Consider the following 17,717-nt stretch of genomic DNA (forward strand, 5'->3'; position numbering starts at 1 on the left):
ATAGCCTCCCGAGGAAGCTATCCTTTTTGTTATTACGGATTCACAGTATTTTTCGGAGGAGAAGCCAGATCACGCAGGATCGCTACCTCTACCCGTCTGTTTTTCGCTCTGCCTTCATCCGTCGTATTTGGCGCTACTGGATGGTATTCTCCCAAGCCTGTCGCGCTGAACTTCGTCGGGTCTAGATTCTTGTTTTCCAGAAGCACCTTCAAGAAGTTAACGGAACGTTTGGCACTGAGATCCCAGTTGGATGGGAACTCTGCCCGGCGAATCGGCACATTGTCCGTATGACCAGTTACAGTCACTTTTTTCGGGTGAGGTACCAGCATCCCTGCCATTTCACTCGCAAGCTTTCTCGCTTCCGGTTTCAGATCAGCTTTACCGGAGTCAAACAACGCATTGTCCAAAATGGTGATCAGCAGACCTTCATCGGTCAGCTTGGTCTGGAGCTTGTCCTGTAGCTTGTTTTGCTGAATGTATCCGTCCAGCTTTGTCTGTAGCTTTTTCAAGTCCTCTGTCTCTTTGCGGACCGCTTCTTCCAGACGCTTTTCTTCTTCTGTCTTCTGTTTTTCTGCTTCCTGTGCGCCTTTGTGCAAGGTTTGCTGCTGAAGCTGCGGGTCTAGCGGTACCGGGCTTGGGTAGTTCATGACTCCCGTACCGCCGTTGATTGCAACGCTGAAGGACCGAACCATTTGGTCGAACTTCTTCGCATCCATCTCGCTAGAGGCGAACAACACGATGAACAAAGCAAGCAGAAGGGTAAGCAAGTCCGCGTATGGAATTAGCCAAGACTCGTCCATATGCTCTTCATGATGAGCATGTCTCTTTGGTCGCTTAGCCATTTACCGCAGCTCCTTCCTCCCTCTTCTCTTCCTTCATTTCTTCTTTCATTTCCGCACGCTCTTGGTATGGAATGTAAACCAGCAGCTTTTGCTCAATCGCAGTCGGGGATACACCCGCTTGAATGGAGAGCAATCCTTCGACCATGATTTTTTTGATTTCAATTTCTGCCTTTGATTTGCGTTTGAGCTTGGTCGCGAACGGGTGCCATAATACGTAACCCGTGAAAATACCGAGCAAGGTTGCTACGAACGCAGCCGCAATCGAGATACCCAATGCATCGATGTCACTCAAGTTACCCAAGGCGGCAATCAGACCGACAACCGCACCCAATACCCCGAGTGTCGGAGCGTAGCTTCCCGCTTGGCTAAAGACAAGGGCCCCTGCCTGATGGCGCTCTTCAATGGCGTGAATTTCTTCATTCAGAACATCGCGAACAAAATCCGGTTCCCCACCATCAATGATCATTTTCATACCGTTACGCAGAAATGGATCTTCAATCTCATCAGAAGTGTTTTCCAGTGCAAGCAATCCTTCGCGACGAGCGATGGAAGCCCAGTTCATAAACTGACCGATCAATTCTCTTTTTTCAGGGAGCTTTTGTTCTTTAAAAATTATCTTGAAAAGAGCAGGAATACGCTTGATTTCCGACATGGGAAACGCGTTGAAAAGGGCAGCAATAGTACCTACGATGATGATCATAATTGCTGCTGGATTCAGTAATGACATAGGACTTGCATGCTTCAAGATCATCCCGACCACTACTGCGACAATACCTAAAACTATACCTATCAAGGTAGACTTTTCCATCGTGACACTCCCTACTTCCATAATCGAAATCTATCTATATATGGTTTCGGAATTTTTGCGCTCACTTGTGAGGCTTTTCGAAAAAAACAGCTTATCCGAACGACTGAACTAGTCCAATCATGACCAAAAGTCCTAGGATGAACGAAAAAGTAGCGGAACGAGCATGACCATCACCATGACTTTCGGGAATGAGTTCCTTGTAAACGATAAACAACATCGCGCCTGCGGCAAAGGAAAGCCCATATGGCACCAACCCATGAACCACAGAGGTCAGGTAATAGCCACAGATCCCGGAGACGATTTCGACTGCTCCGGTCAGCGTTGCTAACATAAAGGCCTTGAAGCGACTGACCTTTTGATTGATCAGGAAGAGAGCAACCAGGAAGCCTTCCGGGGCATTTTGTAGACCGATTGCAAAAGATATCAGGCCACCCAAGCCAGACTGTTCACTCGAATAGCTCACGCCCACGGACAAGCCCTCTGGTATATTGTGCAAGGTAATCGCGGCCAAGATTAGCAGCGATTGCGAATCCATCGAAATGTTGATTCTCGTATGCTCCAGATCGATATGTGGGACAATGCTTTCCAACACTGTAAGCATCAATGTTCCGGTAAGCACTCCCAAACAAACGATAATAAATGGCGCGCTCTGAAGTGCCTGTGGGATCAGACTGAATGTCGAGGCAGCCACCATAATTCCAGCCGTAAACGCCAGCAATATATCCCGCCATCGATGTGATACCGACTTAAAAAAAAGGATAGGCAAGGCGCCCACACCTGTAGCCATGGCAGATAGAAAGCTACCTATCAGTAGTTGTTCCATGTATGTTCCTCCACGTAATAATGCCGCTCTTCAGATATCCGGAACAAACGGCCTTCTACTATCATATTTCCCGAATGGAAACGGTACGCCTTTTTGTTAGGCCTTTTTTCTGTGAAAAACGTCTCGACGTTTTTCATAAAGGTGGATGCGACCGCTTGCGGTCAACAAAACGGTCATGACCGTTTTGTTAAGCGGATCACATCCAGCACATCGACTTTTTGTCTTGTTTTTTCATGATACAGCCATTTTTCCTGAACATGATCCACAAATAAAATTCCGTCTAAATGATCGATTTCATGCTGCATACAAACAGCAAGGAATCCGTCTCCCGCAAGGATCATTTCCTCGCCTTGTCTGTTCAATGTCTTTACTTTTACATGCTCGGCTCTCTTTACATTGCCATAATAACCCGGAAAAGATAAGCAAGCTTCCATTCCGATTTGTTCGCCACTTCTTTCGATGATTTCTGGGTTAATGAGCTCAATTAATCCATCTCCGCAATCCATGACAACCACCCTGCGAAGAATGCCTATTTGAGGTGCAGCAAGGCCAGCACGGCCGTCCGAGGCATATAAGGTTTCTGCCATCTCATCCAGTAGCTTGAACGTTTTCTCATTCAGCTCTTCCACCGGCTTGGCTACTTTGCGCAGAATCGGGTCTCCAAAAGGCAAAATCTGTTTCACTGCCATATTTTTATGCTCCCTTCACTCTATTAGGCGGTGTATATGCCCACAAGTCATTTGGTGTACACTCTAGGGCTGTACAGAGTGCATCAAGTGTCTCGGTTTTCATTTGTTTGGGCTGACTGGTTAGTAAAGCGCTGATGGAGGCTGGAGACAGACTGTAATTTGCTTTCTCTTTCAACAGCCTTGCTAAAGCGGCTCCCGTCCAAACTCCTCTTTCTGCCATTACTTTTCGCAACATCCAGACAAGCATCTACTCACCCCTCAATTTTCGGTACTAGCTAACTTTATTAGGCAACACCTAATATACCATATGTTGCATTCCAAAATCCAAAAACGCCAAAAACTTGGCGTTTTTGACGTTCTACGTTTCTGATCGATATGTTTTTCCCAGCTGATCACCGAGACCAAAATAATGGCGGAAGTTGTAGATCAGCGGATTCCACGCTTGGGGGTTCACGTGATGAGCACTCTGTACAATCTGTTTGTCTGCATGGACGTGACGCACTTCTGTCTCCACGATCGCAAACATGTCGGCATAATCCGGAAAACGGATGGTGCGAACGACTGCTTCGAGTTGAAGCGGACATTCTCCCACTCGCTTTGGACGAACGGTAGCAGAGTCAACAGGAGTCAAATTGGCTGCCTGAAACTTATTCGCTTCATAGCGGAAGCCCAGCTCCCTTTTATAGTCAGGTACGGGATTGCGGCCTGTTAACGGAGCCAACGCTTCCACTTGCTGCCACATCGAGGCATCCGGCAAATTGATAACACACTCCGGACGCTGACGCAAATTTTCCAATCCATGCGAGCCGAACCCGAGCCCCAGAATGACAAAATTTCCTAACGCCCATGACGATGAAATGGGACTGATATTCGTTGAACCATCTTCATTTTCAGTCGTCAACAGGACAACGGGAGTTCCGTAATATAAAATCTTCGGTTGAATGGTCGTATGGCTTGTCATGAACATAGCCTCCCTTGACTAGAATCAATCTTGCTACGACTTATTCTAGTCGAGGAATATTTCCATTGCGCTCGAAGTGTGAATGTAAGCTTACCTCCGTATATTAGCGTGCTCCTGTTTTTTGCAGGATTTGTACAATCTCGTGATAACCCCGTTCTTTTGCACGATATAGAGGTGTTTTTCCTTCGCTATCCGGGATGTTTACATCAGCACCGTGGTCGATTAGCAATTGGACCATCTCTTGTTGGTTTTTTCCGCCATCGTTCAATACGATTGCTTCCATCATTGCTGTCCAGCCCGGATTGTTCACATGGTTGACGTCTACATCCCTCCGGGTAAGAAGTTCCTTTGCTACTTCCACATACCCATGTTCTGCCGCTGGTATCAACGGTGTTCCTCCGAAGCGGTTGTAAATCTTCGTATCTGGATCTGCATCGATAACCAGCTTCAATATTTCTAGGTATCCTTCTGCTCCTGCATACAAGAACGGGTTATCTTGCCGGTCGTCCTGAATATTGATGTCAGCTCCTGCTTCAATGAGGACCTTCACTGTTTCCACATAGTTGCCGTGTGTTGCCGCCATCGCCGCTGTTCTTCCACGATCATCCTGTGCGTTTATCTCAGCCCCTGCTGCCAAGCTAGCCTTGACTTCATCGGTTTTGCCCTCGGCTGCTGCAAAGAGCAGTTTTTTGTTCAGTCCTTTCACTTCTTCTTGAGATAGCGTTCGTTTTTTCACTGGTTGAGGTTGTGGCTGTGATGTCGCTGGTTGTTGTTGCTGCTGTGCGGTCGTTACAGCCGGAGCTGTTGTGGACGATTCATCCATGCAGCCTGTCAGCAGCATTCCGAATGGAATTGCAGTGAGGATGAGTTTGTACATTCGGCACCTTCCTCCTTGGTATGTGATTGAGATATAGGTCTAAGCCCGGTTGCGTACTGAGCTTAGATTGCCTGTTAAACCTCTGAATCCATCGTAGTCCGTAGAGATAAACTCCTACTAAACCTGTTCTTAATGAACTATTTCCTAAAGATTAACTTTTTCTAAAAAAATGACAATGGAAAGAAAAAAACGCCAATCACGTTGGCGTTTTTGCGTTCGTTTACACGGTATATACCTATACTTTGAATCGGCGAATCATGTGCTGCAGCTCTTCTGCCATATTGGAAAGAGCTGTTGCCGACGAAGCGATTTCCTCCATCGAAGCGAGCTGCTGCTGTGTAGCAGCGGAAACGTTTTGCGTGCCATCAGCAGTCAAGTCGGAAACTTCGCTGACCAGCTCCATCGCTTGTACGACCTGTTCGGAATGGGCGGACACTTCCTGGGCAGATGCAGACACATTGTGAATTTGATCGGCTACTGTGCCAATCGAGTTCTGAATTTGACCGAAGGTTTCGCCCGCACGATGAACGACGCGAATTCCTTCTTGTACTTCCCGTGTGCCTGTTTCCATCGATTCGACCGCGACTTTTGTATCTGTCTGAATCGTACTGATCAACTGCGCGATTTTTTGGGCGGACTGTGCCGATTGCTCTGCCAGCTTCCGTACTTCATCTGCAACAACCGCGAATCCACGTCCGTGCTCTCCTGCGCGCGCTGCTTCAATCGCAGCATTGAGGGCGAGCAGATTGGTTTGATCCGCGATGCCTGTAATAACCTCGATGATCTCTCCAATAGCTTGAGAATGATTGCCCAGACCGTCTACCACAGATGAGAGCTCACGCATGGAATCGTGGATCGCATTCATTTGTTGAACGGCTGCCTGAATCGACTGGTTCCCTTCTCCTGCCATGTTGGCGACTTCGCTCACCATATTGGATGTTTGCTGTGCGTTATTTGCGATTTGGCGAATTCCTCGTGACATATCATCAATCGATTTCGACCCATTCTCTACACTCGCTACCTGGCGATCAACGCCTGCTGCCACGTCTTGAACAGTAACAGCAATCTGTTCAGTGGCCCTGCTCGTCTGATCTGCACTTGCCGTCAATTGCTCAGCCGATGCGGCTACCTGGTCGGAAGTTCCGCCTACCTGACGAATGACCGTAGTTAAACTGCTAGTCATCTCATTGAACGAATTCGCCAGATCCAAAATCTCGTCACGACTTTTGACAACTAATGGCTCCACACGTAAATCACCATCAGCCACTTTCTTCATCTCTTCCATCAAACGCAAGATCGGTCGACGGATGCTTGACGTCAGTACGACAGCTAGCGCCACACACGCAATGATAGAGATAACCAAGGTAATATTCAGGTCCCGATTGACTGACTCGTATAGTTCCGCGCTTTCTGCACCAGCGCGTTGTGCTCCCTCACTGTTATTCGTCATCATGGCATCCAAATATTTTTTACGCTCTGAAAACAATTCACTGCCTTTTTTCTTGATGCGATCCAGCTCGGCCATGTCTGCATCGGTAGCTGGCCTTCTAATATCGACCTTTTTGGCGATTGCCACGTATTGCGGACTGTATTCCTCATATTTTTTCAGCGCCTGCTTCAATCCTTCAAAATTGTTACGGTCCTCTTCACTAAAAATCGTTTTTTCATAGCTGGTCAATAAGCCGTCCATATAGGCAAATTGGTCATCGACTTGCTTTGCGTACTTGTTCTTGGCATCCATGTCCTCTGTCGTAAGCATGGTTTGCGTAAGTCCGTAAACGGTTTCCAGCGTCATGTTGATCTTCAAAATATCTTCCAGACCTGGGCGCCAATTCGTATTCATTTCCACCATCTTCTGATTCATCTGTTCCATCCTGACAATGGTCGTGATCCCCATAAACAGCATGATGACCAGGATGAGCGCGAACGCACTACCCAATTTTTTTCCGATCGTCCATTTCATTTCGTAAACACCACTTTTCTTGACATATGATGATAGCGTAATCTCCTTTTCCCTCCCAACTGATGGAATAAACCTGATTGCACACAAAAAAATGGATCTTTACACAAAAAATTAAAATCCACAATTCAGAAAACTCCTGTAAGATAGATAAAAATAAGCGGAATGGAGGACTGATGATGCAAAACTACGACGTCATTATTGTGGGAGCAGGCTCGATGGGAATGGCAGCTGGCTACTATCTGGCGAAGCAGGGCGTGTGCACACTCATGATTGATGCCTTTGATCCCCCACACACGATGGGCAGCCATCATGGGGATACCCGTATTATTCGCCATGCGTACGGAGAAGGAAAACAGTACGTCCCGCTTGCGTTACGGGCGCAACAGTTGTGGTCAGAATTGGAACAAGCATCCGGCATACCGATCTTCGCCAAAACCGGTGTTTTGAACGCTGGACCCCTGAATTGTACCTTCCTGAATGAAATTCGGGAGAGCGCCGAGCAGTACTCCCTGCCCTTGGAAGTACTCGCTGCCGATGAGGTCATGCAACGCTGGCCAGGAATCCATCTACCTGCTGATTACTACGGTTGCCTGGAGCCTACCTCAGGTGTGCTTTATTCCGAAAACGGAATTCGCGCCTATCGAGAGCTTGCCCTTGCCTCAGGAGCTACGCTGTTGACGAATACGCCAGTCACGCAGTTGGAGCCAGCAGGAAATGGGTTCATTGTGCATACGGAATCTGCCAGCTACCACGGCGATAAAGTCCTGCTATCCGCCGGTGCTTGGAATGGTTCGCTCCTTGACTCATTGGGCTTGTCCATCCCGCTTAAGCCTACACGCAAAACTGTCGCCTGGTTTGGTGCAGATGAGAGCCAGTACAGTGCGGATGGCTTTCCCGCCTTCATCTTTCGCCTTCATGACTCCATGTTCTACGGATTTCCGAGCTTTGATGGCGCTGGTGTAAAAATCGGACGCCATGACGGTGGGCACGCAATCGATCCCGATAAACTGGAACGTACCTTTGGCACCTATTTGTCGGACGAAGGCTGTGTTCGCTCTTTTTTGGAAGCGTATATGCCTGGAGCAGCAGGACCATTGCGCCAAGGCAAGGTATGCATCTACACTATGACACCGGATGAGCATTTCGTCATTGACCGTCATCCTGAACATCCACAGCTTGTATTTGCAGCGGGCTTTTCCGGGCACGGTTTTAAATTCGCCAGTGCGATCGGGGAAGCCACCAGCCAACTGCTGGTAGAGGAATCTGCTTCCCTTGACCTGTCTATGTTTTCTTGGAAGCGATTTTCTTGTCCAGCATGAGTGAAAAAAGCCTCTCGCCGCATTTCCGGCAGGAGGCTTTTGTTCATTTTACCACTCCCAAGCTAAAGAACCGATCTGCGCTGTAATTCGACTCCTCGCTTGTATGGGATGGCCGAAAGCTTGCATGGTAGATCGACCATTGTCGTAGGGAAACAGGTAGGCGAAACCAGGCCGAGTCGCCTGATTGACCCGATAGGCAGATCTCATTGCTCCCTCTCTTCGTTGTTCATTCAAAAACGCTACCATCTCACTCGCCCGTTTGATCCCCGCACCATGCCCGTAATATAAGCCATTGCCGAGCACTACTGCATTTTCTCCTTGCCACTGCGGTGTCTCACGATCGTAATCAGGATTGGCAAAATAAATCACATCACCAGGCAAAAAGGTATTTGTCCTTATTGTTTGCAAGTCCAAATCCTGATCGTACCGCCAGTCATATAGCAAGATGTCCGAAAACATTCTCTCAAAATCCGGTAAACGAATGGACTGTAGGACTGCATGATAAATAATAATGACCATCGCCGTAGCGCACTCCGTGGCGTATTTTTGACCCTCTCGAAAAATATTGATAATCCCGCTGGATGACAGCACTCCAGGTCGCAAGCGGAATCCGCCTTGGTCAGTTCGAATCCAGTAAGCTGGATTGGCACGAGATTCTTCAAAAGTAGAAAAGGCCAGGCCGCTTTCGTGCAGTGCCAAGGCAGACCTCACCAGATGATCGCGTACTTTCAGTTCAAATTGCAGGAGCTCAGGAGTTGGATATTCAAATGTTTCATCACTACGTGCCATAATCGCTACCGTTTCACGCTGTACCGGATTTAATCCCCATTCCGCTGCCAACGAGGCGGGATTAGCTGGTCTCCCCGCTATGAAAATCATATACAACCTCCCCTTCACACACTGTCCTTCTTATATGTATGCGAAAGCCTATGTCCACGTGATCGACTAAAAACCATCAGATAAGCACGGAACATAGTGGTGGAGAAGAAAAAGCACAGTTCTCTTCGACTCTGACACGCCAGCAGGGGGATTCACTGGACGTCTCCACTACAAAAAGGGGACCGTCGAGCCAAAGCCACCCTACGGGCGGAAGATTCGCAGAGGAGAAGTGTTCGACAAGCGTGGTCCCCTTTTTGTAGTTCCGACTGGGTAGGCGTTGTCAAGGTCTACGAGCCCTGTGCTTTTTTCTTCTCACTAGCCTTGTGGGGTGATCGGTGCCTTTTAAAACTTGCACGTTGTGCTTATTGAAAATAGAGTAATAGACTGGAATCCTTGATATGGCGGGAGTTCTTTCACGAAAAATCTTCAGATGTACTTACTCTCAGGAGTGACTATTCTCATTTCGTAAAAACTGAACAAACCTCTCTGCTCACAGAATTATGAGGGTTGAGGTTTGTTTTTACTCTATTACTATCAATTTTTTCTGATACAATGACTTCATCCGATAAGAAAGGTTGGTATGGGTAGTAATGAAGAATGAAAGTCAACCTTACACGGATTTTGGAGAAATGTACCGAGATATCGATTTCGCAGCAGAAGCTTACTACAACGAGTTTTTCCATGCCTACAAGACGGATGGGCGATTCCCCGAAGTATATACGCTCGAGCAAACGAAAAGAGCTTCTAGTGCCATCCAACTTCTTCAACTCTTGGAATGGGAATGGAACCCGGTTCGTTTACTGGCATTACTATCGACAGTAGGTGCTGCCCTAGGAATCGGACGCCCTATACCTGTTTTGGATTTTTGTACAATGATTGAAGGTATGAATCTAATAGCTTCTCCATATGCAGACTACTATATTGAAAAGAAAGACATTCTTATAGCTACGTTGGAGATGTTTGCAAATGAGGAACCATAGAAGTTAAAAAGCACGTTATACCGTTAAACCCCGCCTCGACTCTGATAGAGCTTGTGGCGGGGTTTGGCAATTTGCAGAGTGCCTAATTTGCACTCTGGTAAATTTATTTTTTATAAATGCCTATTTACCAAAAAATCCCCCGCCTTTTTAACCAGACGAGGGATTTCCTTTTTAGCCTTGTGCTTGTTTGACTGAATGTGCTGACGGGGGCGAGACGTGCTTTAAGCGTGAGAACATATAGCAGCCGACAATGACGATTACGCTGCCGAGTAATTGGATGATGGTCATACGCTCGCCGAGCAAAAGAAATGCGAGAATGGCCGTAAAAATAGGATTAAAATTGAGGAACATACCTGCTGAGGTTGCGCCGACCTTTTGTACACCGACATTCCACAACACCATGCTGACGACAGTTGCCATTACACCAACGTAGAAAAGCGACAGCCAGAACGTCCAGTCTGTGTTGCTGATTGTAAATGTGGTGATATTAAAGGGCAGCATCAGCGCAACACCGAAAATCCCCGAGTACAGCGTGGACATCATCGGCGAGACCGTTTTCATCGCCCAACGTGCGCATACGGAGTAAATCCCCCACATGGCGACAGCGGCGAGCATCCACAAATCGCCTGTGTTGAAATGCAACTGGGACAAGTGTGCGAAGTCTCCTTTGGTCATCACCACAAGCACGCCTGTAAACGAGACCAGCATCGCGACAATCTGCAACGGTCGAATTTTATCGCCCATTAGCAAAAAGGAAAAAATCGCGATCGAAACCGGATTGAGCGTGGACAATAGTCCGACATTGGTCGCATCTGTCCGCTCAAGTGCCCAGAACATGAATAAATTAAAAAGTGCTACGCCAGTTACTCCCATCATGATCAAAGGAAGAAGTGCTTCTCGCGTTGGAAAAATCCGCTTTTCGCGTATCCAAACAACTGGCAACAAGCAAACAACAGCAATAAGCCAGCGCAAATTGGTCAGCGTCAAAGAAGACGCGTGCCCGACAAGAAATTTACCGACAACAAAATTTCCTCCCCAAAGGAAGCTGGTACAGAGTAATAGGACGATATATAGCGGTCTCATGTTGCCTCCTGCCAAGATGAAAGAGTTATGAAGCTTTTATTTGTCCTCTATCATACACCTTTCGCCAGCATTTGGGCGGGCATGATACACTTCCATTTTTATCCTTTACCAGAAGCAATCCACTTCTCCATGAAAATTAGTTCGTCACGCTCATACCCAAGCTGATTGTAAAAAGCTTGTACACCATGATTAGTCGGCTCGATCAACAGGTTAATCTTTTCACACCCGATATTCGCTAGCCGCTTTTCCAGCTCATCCATCAGCCTGCTCCCTATGTCTTGTCCTTGCAAATCCGGATCGACTGCCAGATGATTCACCCATCCTCGCCGTCCGTCATAGCTGCCCATTACAGCTGCTATCATCCTTTCCTCCTCATTCATTGCCACCAAGAAAAGCTCTGCGTCTCGCTCCAGCTTTTTACGCAATCCCTCACGTGTATCCGAGCAAGAAAGCTGTAATCCGGCTCGTTGCCATAGCTGAATGACGTCCTCGTATTGTTGCAAAGAGAATGATTCAATTCTCATGTTTGATCACCACTATCTTTTGTATTTTTATTCATTTGATTTTATTTTTATACAATCATTGTAATACAAAAAGGGGCTATTTAACAGCCCCTTCCTTCACACAGCCAGCCACGACATAATCACGGGCAGCAAGGTAAACGCCCACACTACAGTAATCATCGCTCCGGCGATCACAGCCAAAGTTGCACTGCTTCCTTCTGTTTCCCCACGCTCAAACGCTTTTACCATCCCCAACGCATGTGCACCCATTCCGTACATCAAACCGATGGAAACAGGATGTCGGAGCCTCATTCTCTTGATGATTGTGGGAGCTAGAAAAACGCCTGCGAAGCTGGTCAGCATGCCGAATACTGCCGTCATCGTCGGCATACCGCCAATCGCCTCGGTTACGCTCATCGCAATCGGCAGGGTAATTGAGCGAGGAATGACGCTAATCGCCGCTTCTTTTCCCAATCCGACGAGCATCGTCGTCGATACTCCTGCAATGATGGCAATGAGGGAACCCGTAGCAAGACTCGTCAAAATCATCCGGCGATGCGCCATTAACACCGACCAATTTCGGTACAGCGGAATCGCAAACGCCACTGTGACTACACTCATCATCTCAGTTATGAGCGAGGTCGCTTCACTGTACACCTGATAAGGAATGCCTGCGAAAAGTAAAAACAAAATCAAGCCAATCGGCGCCAAAATAGCCGGAGAGAATAGCAGAGACGGTCTTTTCTTGTTGATCCCTTTAGCCGCATAGAAGAAAACGAGTGTCAGAAGCACGCTAGACGTTTTCCACAGGATCATGATGTTTCACCTCTCCACGATTGAACATGCGCTCAGCAACAACACCTGTCGAAATCATCACAAGCGCACAACCGCTCACGACGACCACAAGCACCAGCAATCCTTTTATCCCTAATAACCATGGATACTGCATCATCCCGACCAGCGATGGTACGAAAAACAGGATCATCTGCGAGAATAACAGAGTCGCTCCTGCTTCCACCCACTGTAGACGAATCAAGCCGGTATACAGACAAATGAACAATAGCGCGAGTCCGATCAGACTGCCGGGAACAGGAAGGTGAAAAAACGAGGTCACCCATTTCCCCAGCCAGGTGAAGCCAAACAAAAGCAAAACTTGTGCGATGATGGAGAACCATCTTTTCATCGAGACCACCCCAGTTGCTCTACAAAGGTTGTTCAAAAGGTCACTGTTTGAACGAGTTACCTTCATTCTAAGTCGTCTCGATTCCATTCGTACAATACATAAACATCATCATTACTATTCCATTTGGTTATGGCTGTACATTTTCTCTACAAACGATATGAAAGCCTTTGTCGCATGGGATAAATACCCTTCTTTTCGATAAATCAAGGCATACTGCCAGTCAATTACTGGGTAGGAAATGTTGACGGTGTGCAATTGTCCGTTATTCAAGCGTCTCACGATGGAGCGTGGAATGAGTGATATCCCCAGTTGGGTAGCCACCATCTCTCCGACAAAATCCCATAAAGAGCTCATGTAAGCGACTTTCGGTTCAAAGCCGGACAGTTTGCACGCATGGCGCACCACATCATGCATCGCATACTCTTCGGTAAACAAAATGAAAGCTTCGTCCTTGAGCTGTTCCAAGCTCACCTCATCGACTCCTGCGAGCCAATGCTCCCGATGAACAATCGCAACGAGGTCCTCTGCGAGCAAGGGAACCGCCTCAAATTTCTCCTGATCCGTTGGCAGAACGGTTAAGGCCACATCGATGCTTCCTTGCTCCATTTGGATTTCAAGCAGCTTGGCGCTATATTCCTTCATCTCGATATCGATGCCTGGATACTGCTTTTTAAACAAGGCAATCACATTCGGCAAGAGAAAGGAACCCACCGTTGGCATCATGCCCAGCTTGACCCGCCCCCGCTCGACATTTCGCAATTCTGCTATCGCCGACGCCATTCCTTCCATCAGCTGCAACACTTTGGTCGCATAGCTGTAGACCATTTCCCCTGCGTCTGTCAGATCCATTTTCCGCTCCGTCCGATCCAGCAGAACTACCTCTAGCTCTTCTTCCAATGCCTTGATCATTTTGCTGATAGAAGGCTGAGAGACGTGGAGGGATTGCGCGGCCTTCGTAAAGTTTTTATGTTTGACTACTTCCACAAAGTATTGCAGCTGTCGAATATCCATGATGCCCTCCGTATTCGTCCAATCAAAAGCGTTAGCTACAGATTACCACAGGCTGGAGTATGCGAAAAAGCCAGGTACGCAGTCGCGCCCTGGCTTTTCCTCCAGCGTGAGTTACTTCACGGTTACCTGTATTTTTACGACTTTTCCATTATACGTTGCGGCAATCGTTGCACGACCTGCTTTCACAGCCGTGAGCTTGCCATCCACTACAGTCACAACGGAGCTGTTCGTGGAGATCCAGTCTACATCGTTTGTGACATCAACCTTGGTTTTGTCGGTATAGATAACAGATACCTTCAAGTCTTTTGATTCGCCGACTTTGAGATCGGCCTTTTTCATGTCAAATTCCATCTTGGAGATGACAGCAGACTCTACAGGGATCGAGATCGTCTTTCCACCGTAAGTTGCTTTAATTCTCGTTTTGCCAGAGCCTACAGTTGTCACGACTCCGTTTTCAACTGTGGCAACTTTTGCATCGTCGGATGTCCACTTGGCTTTGCTTGTTACATCTACTTTTTCTTTCGTAGACAAGGTAGCCAACAGCGTAACCGACTGGGTAGTGTCTGGGCGCAGATACAGCTTTTTCTTATCACTGTCCAGCTTGGAGACGACATCCACCTCTACTGGAATGGTGACGCTTTTTCCACCGTACTTCACTTTGACCTTGGCTGTGCCCGAGCCTACTGCCGTAACCAATCCATTCGTTACCGTTACGATTGCCTTATCATCGCTTTCCCACTCAGCCTGAGCCGTTACATCACCAGTAGACTTATCAGAGAAAGTTGCTGTTGCGTTTACTTGTTTCGTGCCACCTACGCTGAGAGCCAGTTTCTTCTGGTCAGCAGTGAGCTTGGAAATCACATCGATCTCAACAGGGATATTCACACTTTTGCCCTCGAAGCTTGCTTTCACTCTCGTTTTACCGGAACTAACAGCGGTGACCAAGCCCTTGTCAACGCTCGCGATGTCACTGTCAGAGGAAGTCCACTCCGCTCGTTGTGTGACGTCCTCCGTTGTTTTATCCGTGTATTGCACGCGGACAGTCAACTGCTGTGTCCCCGCTTTTTTCAATTTTACTGTCTTTGTATCAACTACAAGCTTGGAAATCTTCTTCTGCGTACTTGTCGTCGCAGAATTCGCTAATGCCGGTACTTGGCCGACGCTGGAAAAGATCAGCCCAACGGTAACAGCCGTAGCGAGCATCCCTTTTTGCCAGTTTCTCATGCTCACATCCCTCTCCTCTCTAATTTTCCACCATTTTCTATATCGGCTAAACAACTGTACTTCTTGAATACTAAATGGCAAAAACCATCCGAATCACCTCGGATGGCTGCTACGTTGCTATCGCTTGTCGTTGTTCAAATCATACGGTGTCTCTTGGTAAACGTAATAGTTTAACCAGTTGGAAAACATCAGATTCGCATGTGCGCGCCAGGTGACGATGGGCTCGCGACTTGGATCGTCCTTTGGATAGTAATTACGCGGAACAGCAATATCCAAGCCTTTGTTCACATCCCGCTGGTACTCGTCTTGCAGGGTGGTCGGATCATACTCGGAATGACCTGTCACGAAAATTTGTCTGCCATCCCTGGTCGCTACGATGTAAACCCCTGCTTCATCAGACTCGGACAAAATCTCCAGCTCTGACACTTGCTCGATGTCTTCCCTGCGATTTTCAGTATGCCTGGAATGCGGAATGTGGAAGTAGTTATCAAATCCGCGGAACAGCTTCACATTTTGCTTATTAAGCGTATGAGGGAAGATTCCGAACATTTTCCCTGGCAAAGGATGCTTCGGAACGCCAAAGTGGTGGTAAAGCCCCGCTTGTGCTCCCCAACAAATGTGCAAGGTCGAGGTGACGTTCTCCATTTTCCAGTCGAGAATTTCTGTCAGCTCCTGCCAATACGTGACGTCTGTGAACTCGAGCTGTTCGACTGGCGCTCCGGTGATGATCATACCATCAAATCGCTGGTCACGGATCTCCTCAAACGTTTTATAAAACAACGATAAATGCTCTTCCGACGTATTTTTGGACGTATGACTGGACATGTGCAAAAGCACGATCTCCACCTGTAGCGGCGTATTCCCCAGGAGGCGGAGCAACTGTGTTTCCGTTGTTTCCTTCACCGGCATGAGGTTGAGAATGACGATCCTGAGCGGTCGTATGTCCTGTGTGAAGGCACGGCTATCCTTCATCACAAAAATATTTTCCTGGGCGAGTATTTCCGTTGCAGGCAATTCGTCAGGCAATTTGATTGGCATAAAAATCCCCCTTTCCATCCTTTGAACACAGGTAGAAAAACAATAATCCGACAAATTCGACAAAAATACTCGCCTTCCTGCTAATCCCTCAAAGGAAAACGAAAAAATCCCCTTGCAAGCAAGTTGCAAGAGGTTTCTTCCCTTAAATCCAGCCGCGTGCTTCCATCGCCTCCGTAATTCGCAAAAGCGAGATCATATAGGCTCCTGTGCGCAAGTCCACCTTGTATTGATCAGAGAGTTCTTTTACGGCGCGATAGGCATTAATCATGGTCGTTTGCAGCTTTTCGTTTACCTCCCGCTCAGACCAGTAGTAATTCATCAGGTTTTGCACCCATTCAAAATAAGAAACGGTTACACCACCTGCATTGGCGAGAATGTCCGGAATCACGATAATCCCTTTTTCCCGCAAAATGGCGTCAGCATCGGGTGTAGTAGGTCCGTTTGCTGCCTCTGCAATCCACTTGGCTTTAATGCTGTCGGCATTGGCTGCTGTGATGACATTTTCCAAAGCGGCCGGGATCAGAATGTCCACTTCCAGCTCCAATAGCTGTTCATTGGAGATGACCGTACCACCTACATAGTCCAAAATGGTGGCGTTGTCTTTTAACTGTCCTACCTTTTCGATATCCAAGCCAGCAGCATCATAAATACCTCCGCGTGAGTCACTGACCGCCACGATTTTGAAGCCCAGCTCTGTTAAAAGCCTCGCTGCTATTCTTCCCGCATTGCCAAAGCCTTGGATCGCGACGGTTGTTTGTTCTGGCTTGCGTCCAGAATCTTTTAATGCCTCAAGTATGGTAAAGACACATCCGCGAGCAGTCGCTTCGTTTCTTCCTTTGGAGCCGCCGACAGAGAGTGGTTTTCCGGTGATCACTCCCGGAGAATAGGTGCCTTTTAATCGACTGTACGTATCCATCATCCACCCCATAATTTGTGGGGTCGTATACACATCGGGTGCAGGTATGTCTGTCTCCGGTCCGACAATATCAGCGATAGCTTCCATGAAGCCGCGGCTGACTCGTTCCAGCTCATTTTTGCTGAATTCGTGAGGATCACATATGACGCCGCCTTTTCCGCCGCCATAAGGAAGACCAACCACGCCACATTTGAATGACATCCACATGGAGAGCGCCTTGACTTCATCCATCGTCACATCCGGATGAAAGCGAATCCCTCCCTTAGTCGGTCCTACTGCATCATTATGCTGAGATCGGTAGCCTTCAAAGACACGCACGCTGCCATCATCCATCTTGACAGGAAAGCTGACGGCCAATACTCGTTTGGGTCGCTTTAAAATTTCGACAGCATCGCTCCGCAATCCCAACAATGCCGCTGCAGCGTCAATCTGTTTCTGCACAATCTCGTATGGATTCAGGTTTTCTTTCTCTACAGTATGTAGCATCTCTCTTCCTCCCCAATACTTTTCACATGCGTTTTTCACATCACCTTGGCGCAGAGCTAAAGGATGAATGGAGTAATTATATACGATGAAAGTAAATTCAGACAATTTATTTTCTTTGTTTTCACATTATTG

Annotated in this window: 19 protein-coding genes; 2 read left to right on the plus strand and 17 right to left on the minus strand. The window is 47.6% G+C overall.

Translation table 11 applies throughout. From position 1 onward, the window contains the following. Nucleotides 1–32: 32 nt before the first annotated feature. The 8 genes from motB to ODZ53_RS28510 all read right to left on the minus strand — a co-directional run bounded on the left by motB (nucleotide 33) and on the right by ODZ53_RS28510 (nucleotide 6,963). Nucleotides 33–842, minus strand: coding sequence for a flagellar motor protein MotB (gene motB, locus ODZ53_RS28475; protein WP_064202361.1), 810 nt, complete (start codon nucleotides 840–842; stop codon nucleotides 33–35). Beyond that, the gene (gene motA / locus ODZ53_RS28480) at nucleotides 835–1,650 is read right to left on the minus strand and encodes a flagellar motor stator protein MotA (RefSeq protein WP_219663611.1); all 816 of its coding nucleotides are present in this window, start codon (nucleotides 1,648–1,650) and stop codon (nucleotides 835–837) included. Before motA ends, motB begins: the two co-directional genes overlap by 8 nt. Nucleotides 1,651–1,741: 91 nt before the next feature. Next, nucleotides 1,742–2,473 (minus strand): ZIP family metal transporter, encoded by a 732-nt coding sequence (locus ODZ53_RS28485; RefSeq protein ID WP_087342763.1) that lies wholly within the window; start codon nucleotides 2,471–2,473, stop codon nucleotides 1,742–1,744. A 173-nt stretch (nucleotides 2,474–2,646) separates the two neighbouring features. Beyond that, entirely contained in the window at nucleotides 2,647–3,162 is a 516-nt protein-coding gene (gene def / locus ODZ53_RS28490) for a peptide deformylase (RefSeq protein ID WP_372681705.1), read from the minus strand. A gap of 4 nt (nucleotides 3,163–3,166) precedes the next feature. After that, complete coding sequence (locus ODZ53_RS28495) at nucleotides 3,167–3,409, minus strand: helix-turn-helix domain-containing protein (protein ID WP_012684604.1); 243 nt, start codon at nucleotides 3,407–3,409, stop codon at nucleotides 3,167–3,169. A 111-nt stretch (nucleotides 3,410–3,520) separates the two neighbouring features. Beyond that, a complete protein-coding gene (locus ODZ53_RS28500) occupies nucleotides 3,521–4,123 on the minus strand; it encodes a flavin reductase family protein (protein WP_372681708.1) in 603 nt (200 codons plus the stop codon). Nucleotides 4,124–4,226: 103 nt separating this feature from the next. Continuing rightward, nucleotides 4,227–5,000, minus strand: coding sequence for an ankyrin repeat domain-containing protein (locus tag ODZ53_RS28505; protein WP_372681710.1), 774 nt, complete (start codon nucleotides 4,998–5,000; stop codon nucleotides 4,227–4,229). Between the two features lie 235 nt (nucleotides 5,001–5,235). Further along, nucleotides 5,236–6,963, minus strand: a complete 1,728-nt coding sequence (locus tag ODZ53_RS28510; RefSeq protein WP_372681712.1) for a methyl-accepting chemotaxis protein — start codon at nucleotides 6,961–6,963, stop codon at nucleotides 5,236–5,238. Nucleotides 6,964–7,139: 176 nt separating this feature from the next. Here ODZ53_RS28510 and solA point away from each other — a divergent pair, with 176 nt between their 5' ends. Continuing rightward, nucleotides 7,140–8,282, plus strand: a complete 1,143-nt coding sequence (gene solA / locus ODZ53_RS28515) for an N-methyl-L-tryptophan oxidase (protein WP_372681759.1) — start codon at nucleotides 7,140–7,142, stop codon at nucleotides 8,280–8,282. Between the two features lie 48 nt (nucleotides 8,283–8,330). On the opposite strand, the gene ODZ53_RS28520 is transcribed toward solA, so the two are convergent. Next, nucleotides 8,331–9,161 (minus strand): protein-glutamine gamma-glutamyltransferase, encoded by an 831-nt coding sequence (locus tag ODZ53_RS28520; RefSeq protein ID WP_372681714.1) that lies wholly within the window; start codon nucleotides 9,159–9,161, stop codon nucleotides 8,331–8,333. A 590-nt stretch (nucleotides 9,162–9,751) separates the two neighbouring features. Between ODZ53_RS28520 and ODZ53_RS28525 the strand changes: the two genes are divergently transcribed. Next, nucleotides 9,752–10,141, plus strand: coding sequence for a hypothetical protein (locus tag ODZ53_RS28525; protein WP_199927426.1), 390 nt, complete (start codon nucleotides 9,752–9,754; stop codon nucleotides 10,139–10,141). 171 nt (nucleotides 10,142–10,312) lie between these two features. On the opposite strand, the gene ODZ53_RS28530 is transcribed toward ODZ53_RS28525, so the two are convergent. From ODZ53_RS28530 to ODZ53_RS28565, 8 genes are all read right to left on the minus strand, one after another. Next, the gene (locus ODZ53_RS28530; protein ID WP_372681716.1) at nucleotides 10,313–11,224 is read right to left on the minus strand and encodes a DMT family transporter; all 912 of its coding nucleotides are present in this window, start codon (nucleotides 11,222–11,224) and stop codon (nucleotides 10,313–10,315) included. A 98-nt stretch (nucleotides 11,225–11,322) separates the two neighbouring features. After that, nucleotides 11,323–11,748: a GNAT family acetyltransferase gene (locus tag ODZ53_RS28535; protein WP_372681718.1), complete on the minus strand. Its 426-nt coding sequence runs from the start codon at nucleotides 11,746–11,748 to the stop codon at nucleotides 11,323–11,325. 96 nt (nucleotides 11,749–11,844) lie between these two features. After that, complete coding sequence (locus ODZ53_RS28540) at nucleotides 11,845–12,543, minus strand: LrgB family protein (protein ID WP_372681720.1); 699 nt, start codon at nucleotides 12,541–12,543, stop codon at nucleotides 11,845–11,847. Further along, nucleotides 12,521–12,910, minus strand: coding sequence for a CidA/LrgA family protein (locus ODZ53_RS28545; protein ID WP_372681722.1), 390 nt, complete (start codon nucleotides 12,908–12,910; stop codon nucleotides 12,521–12,523). The genes ODZ53_RS28540 and ODZ53_RS28545 overlap by 23 nt, the downstream gene beginning before the upstream one ends. A gap of 114 nt (nucleotides 12,911–13,024) precedes the next feature. Then, entirely contained in the window at nucleotides 13,025–13,921 is an 897-nt protein-coding gene (locus ODZ53_RS28550; protein WP_372681724.1) for a LysR family transcriptional regulator, read from the minus strand. A 111-nt stretch (nucleotides 13,922–14,032) separates the two neighbouring features. After that, complete coding sequence (locus ODZ53_RS28555) at nucleotides 14,033–15,145, minus strand: Ig-like domain-containing protein (RefSeq protein WP_372681726.1); 1,113 nt, start codon at nucleotides 15,143–15,145, stop codon at nucleotides 14,033–14,035. A gap of 117 nt (nucleotides 15,146–15,262) precedes the next feature. Further along, complete coding sequence (metA, locus tag ODZ53_RS28560; protein WP_372681728.1) at nucleotides 15,263–16,183, minus strand: homoserine O-acetyltransferase MetA; 921 nt, start codon at nucleotides 16,181–16,183, stop codon at nucleotides 15,263–15,265. A gap of 142 nt (nucleotides 16,184–16,325) precedes the next feature. Further along, nucleotides 16,326–17,585, minus strand: coding sequence for a Glu/Leu/Phe/Val family dehydrogenase (locus ODZ53_RS28565; RefSeq protein WP_372681730.1), 1,260 nt, complete (start codon nucleotides 17,583–17,585; stop codon nucleotides 16,326–16,328). Nucleotides 17,586–17,717 lie beyond the last annotated feature (132 nt).

It is taken from the genome of Brevibacillus sp. BD137 (assembly GCF_041644655.1).
GTDB classification, from domain to species: domain Bacteria; phylum Bacillota; class Bacilli; order Brevibacillales; family Brevibacillaceae; genus Brevibacillus; species Brevibacillus brevis_D.

What these genes read in the sequence shown, in the direction of transcription:
- def (WP_372681705.1), bottom strand. Translation starts at nt 3,162, where the DNA reads ATGGCAGTGAAACAGATTTTGCCTTTTGGAGACCCGATTCTGCGCAAA.
- ODZ53_RS28485 (WP_087342763.1), bottom strand. Translation starts at nt 2,473, where the DNA reads ATGGAACAACTACTGATAGGTAGCTTTCTATCTGCCATGGCTACAGGT.
- motB (WP_064202361.1), bottom strand. Translation starts at nt 842, where the DNA reads ATGGCTAAGCGACCAAAGAGACATGCTCATCATGAAGAGCATATGGAC.
- ODZ53_RS28535 (WP_372681718.1), bottom strand. Translation starts at nt 11,748, where the DNA reads ATGAGAATTGAATCATTCTCTTTGCAACAATACGAGGACGTCATTCAG.
- ODZ53_RS28550 (WP_372681724.1), bottom strand. Translation starts at nt 13,921, where the DNA reads ATGGATATTCGACAGCTGCAATACTTTGTGGAAGTAGTCAAACATAAA.
- motA (WP_219663611.1), bottom strand. Translation starts at nt 1,650, where the DNA reads ATGGAAAAGTCTACCTTGATAGGTATAGTTTTAGGTATTGTCGCAGTA.
- ODZ53_RS28520 (WP_372681714.1), bottom strand. Translation starts at nt 9,161, where the DNA reads ATGATTTTCATAGCGGGGAGACCAGCTAATCCCGCCTCGTTGGCAGCG.
- ODZ53_RS28510 (WP_372681712.1), bottom strand. Translation starts at nt 6,963, where the DNA reads ATGAAATGGACGATCGGAAAAAAATTGGGTAGTGCGTTCGCGCTCATC.
- ODZ53_RS28525 (WP_199927426.1), top strand. Translation starts at nt 9,752, where the DNA reads ATGAAGAATGAAAGTCAACCTTACACGGATTTTGGAGAAATGTACCGA.
- solA (WP_372681759.1), top strand. Translation starts at nt 7,140, where the DNA reads ATGCAAAACTACGACGTCATTATTGTGGGAGCAGGCTCGATGGGAATG.
- ODZ53_RS28495 (WP_012684604.1), bottom strand. Translation starts at nt 3,409, where the DNA reads ATGCTTGTCTGGATGTTGCGAAAAGTAATGGCAGAAAGAGGAGTTTGG.
- ODZ53_RS28540 (WP_372681720.1), bottom strand. Translation starts at nt 12,543, where the DNA reads ATGATCCTGTGGAAAACGTCTAGCGTGCTTCTGACACTCGTTTTCTTC.
- ODZ53_RS28505 (WP_372681710.1), bottom strand. Translation starts at nt 5,000, where the DNA reads ATGTACAAACTCATCCTCACTGCAATTCCATTCGGAATGCTGCTGACA.
- ODZ53_RS28500 (WP_372681708.1), bottom strand. Translation starts at nt 4,123, where the DNA reads ATGACAAGCCATACGACCATTCAACCGAAGATTTTATATTACGGAACT.
- ODZ53_RS28555 (WP_372681726.1), bottom strand. Translation starts at nt 15,145, where the DNA reads ATGAGAAACTGGCAAAAAGGGATGCTCGCTACGGCTGTTACCGTTGGG.
- ODZ53_RS28565 (WP_372681730.1), bottom strand. Translation starts at nt 17,585, where the DNA reads ATGCTACATACTGTAGAGAAAGAAAACCTGAATCCATACGAGATTGTG.
- ODZ53_RS28530 (WP_372681716.1), bottom strand. Translation starts at nt 11,224, where the DNA reads ATGAGACCGCTATATATCGTCCTATTACTCTGTACCAGCTTCCTTTGG.
- metA (WP_372681728.1), bottom strand. Translation starts at nt 16,183, where the DNA reads ATGCCAATCAAATTGCCTGACGAATTGCCTGCAACGGAAATACTCGCC.
- ODZ53_RS28545 (WP_372681722.1), bottom strand. Translation starts at nt 12,910, where the DNA reads ATGAAAAGATGGTTCTCCATCATCGCACAAGTTTTGCTTTTGTTTGGC.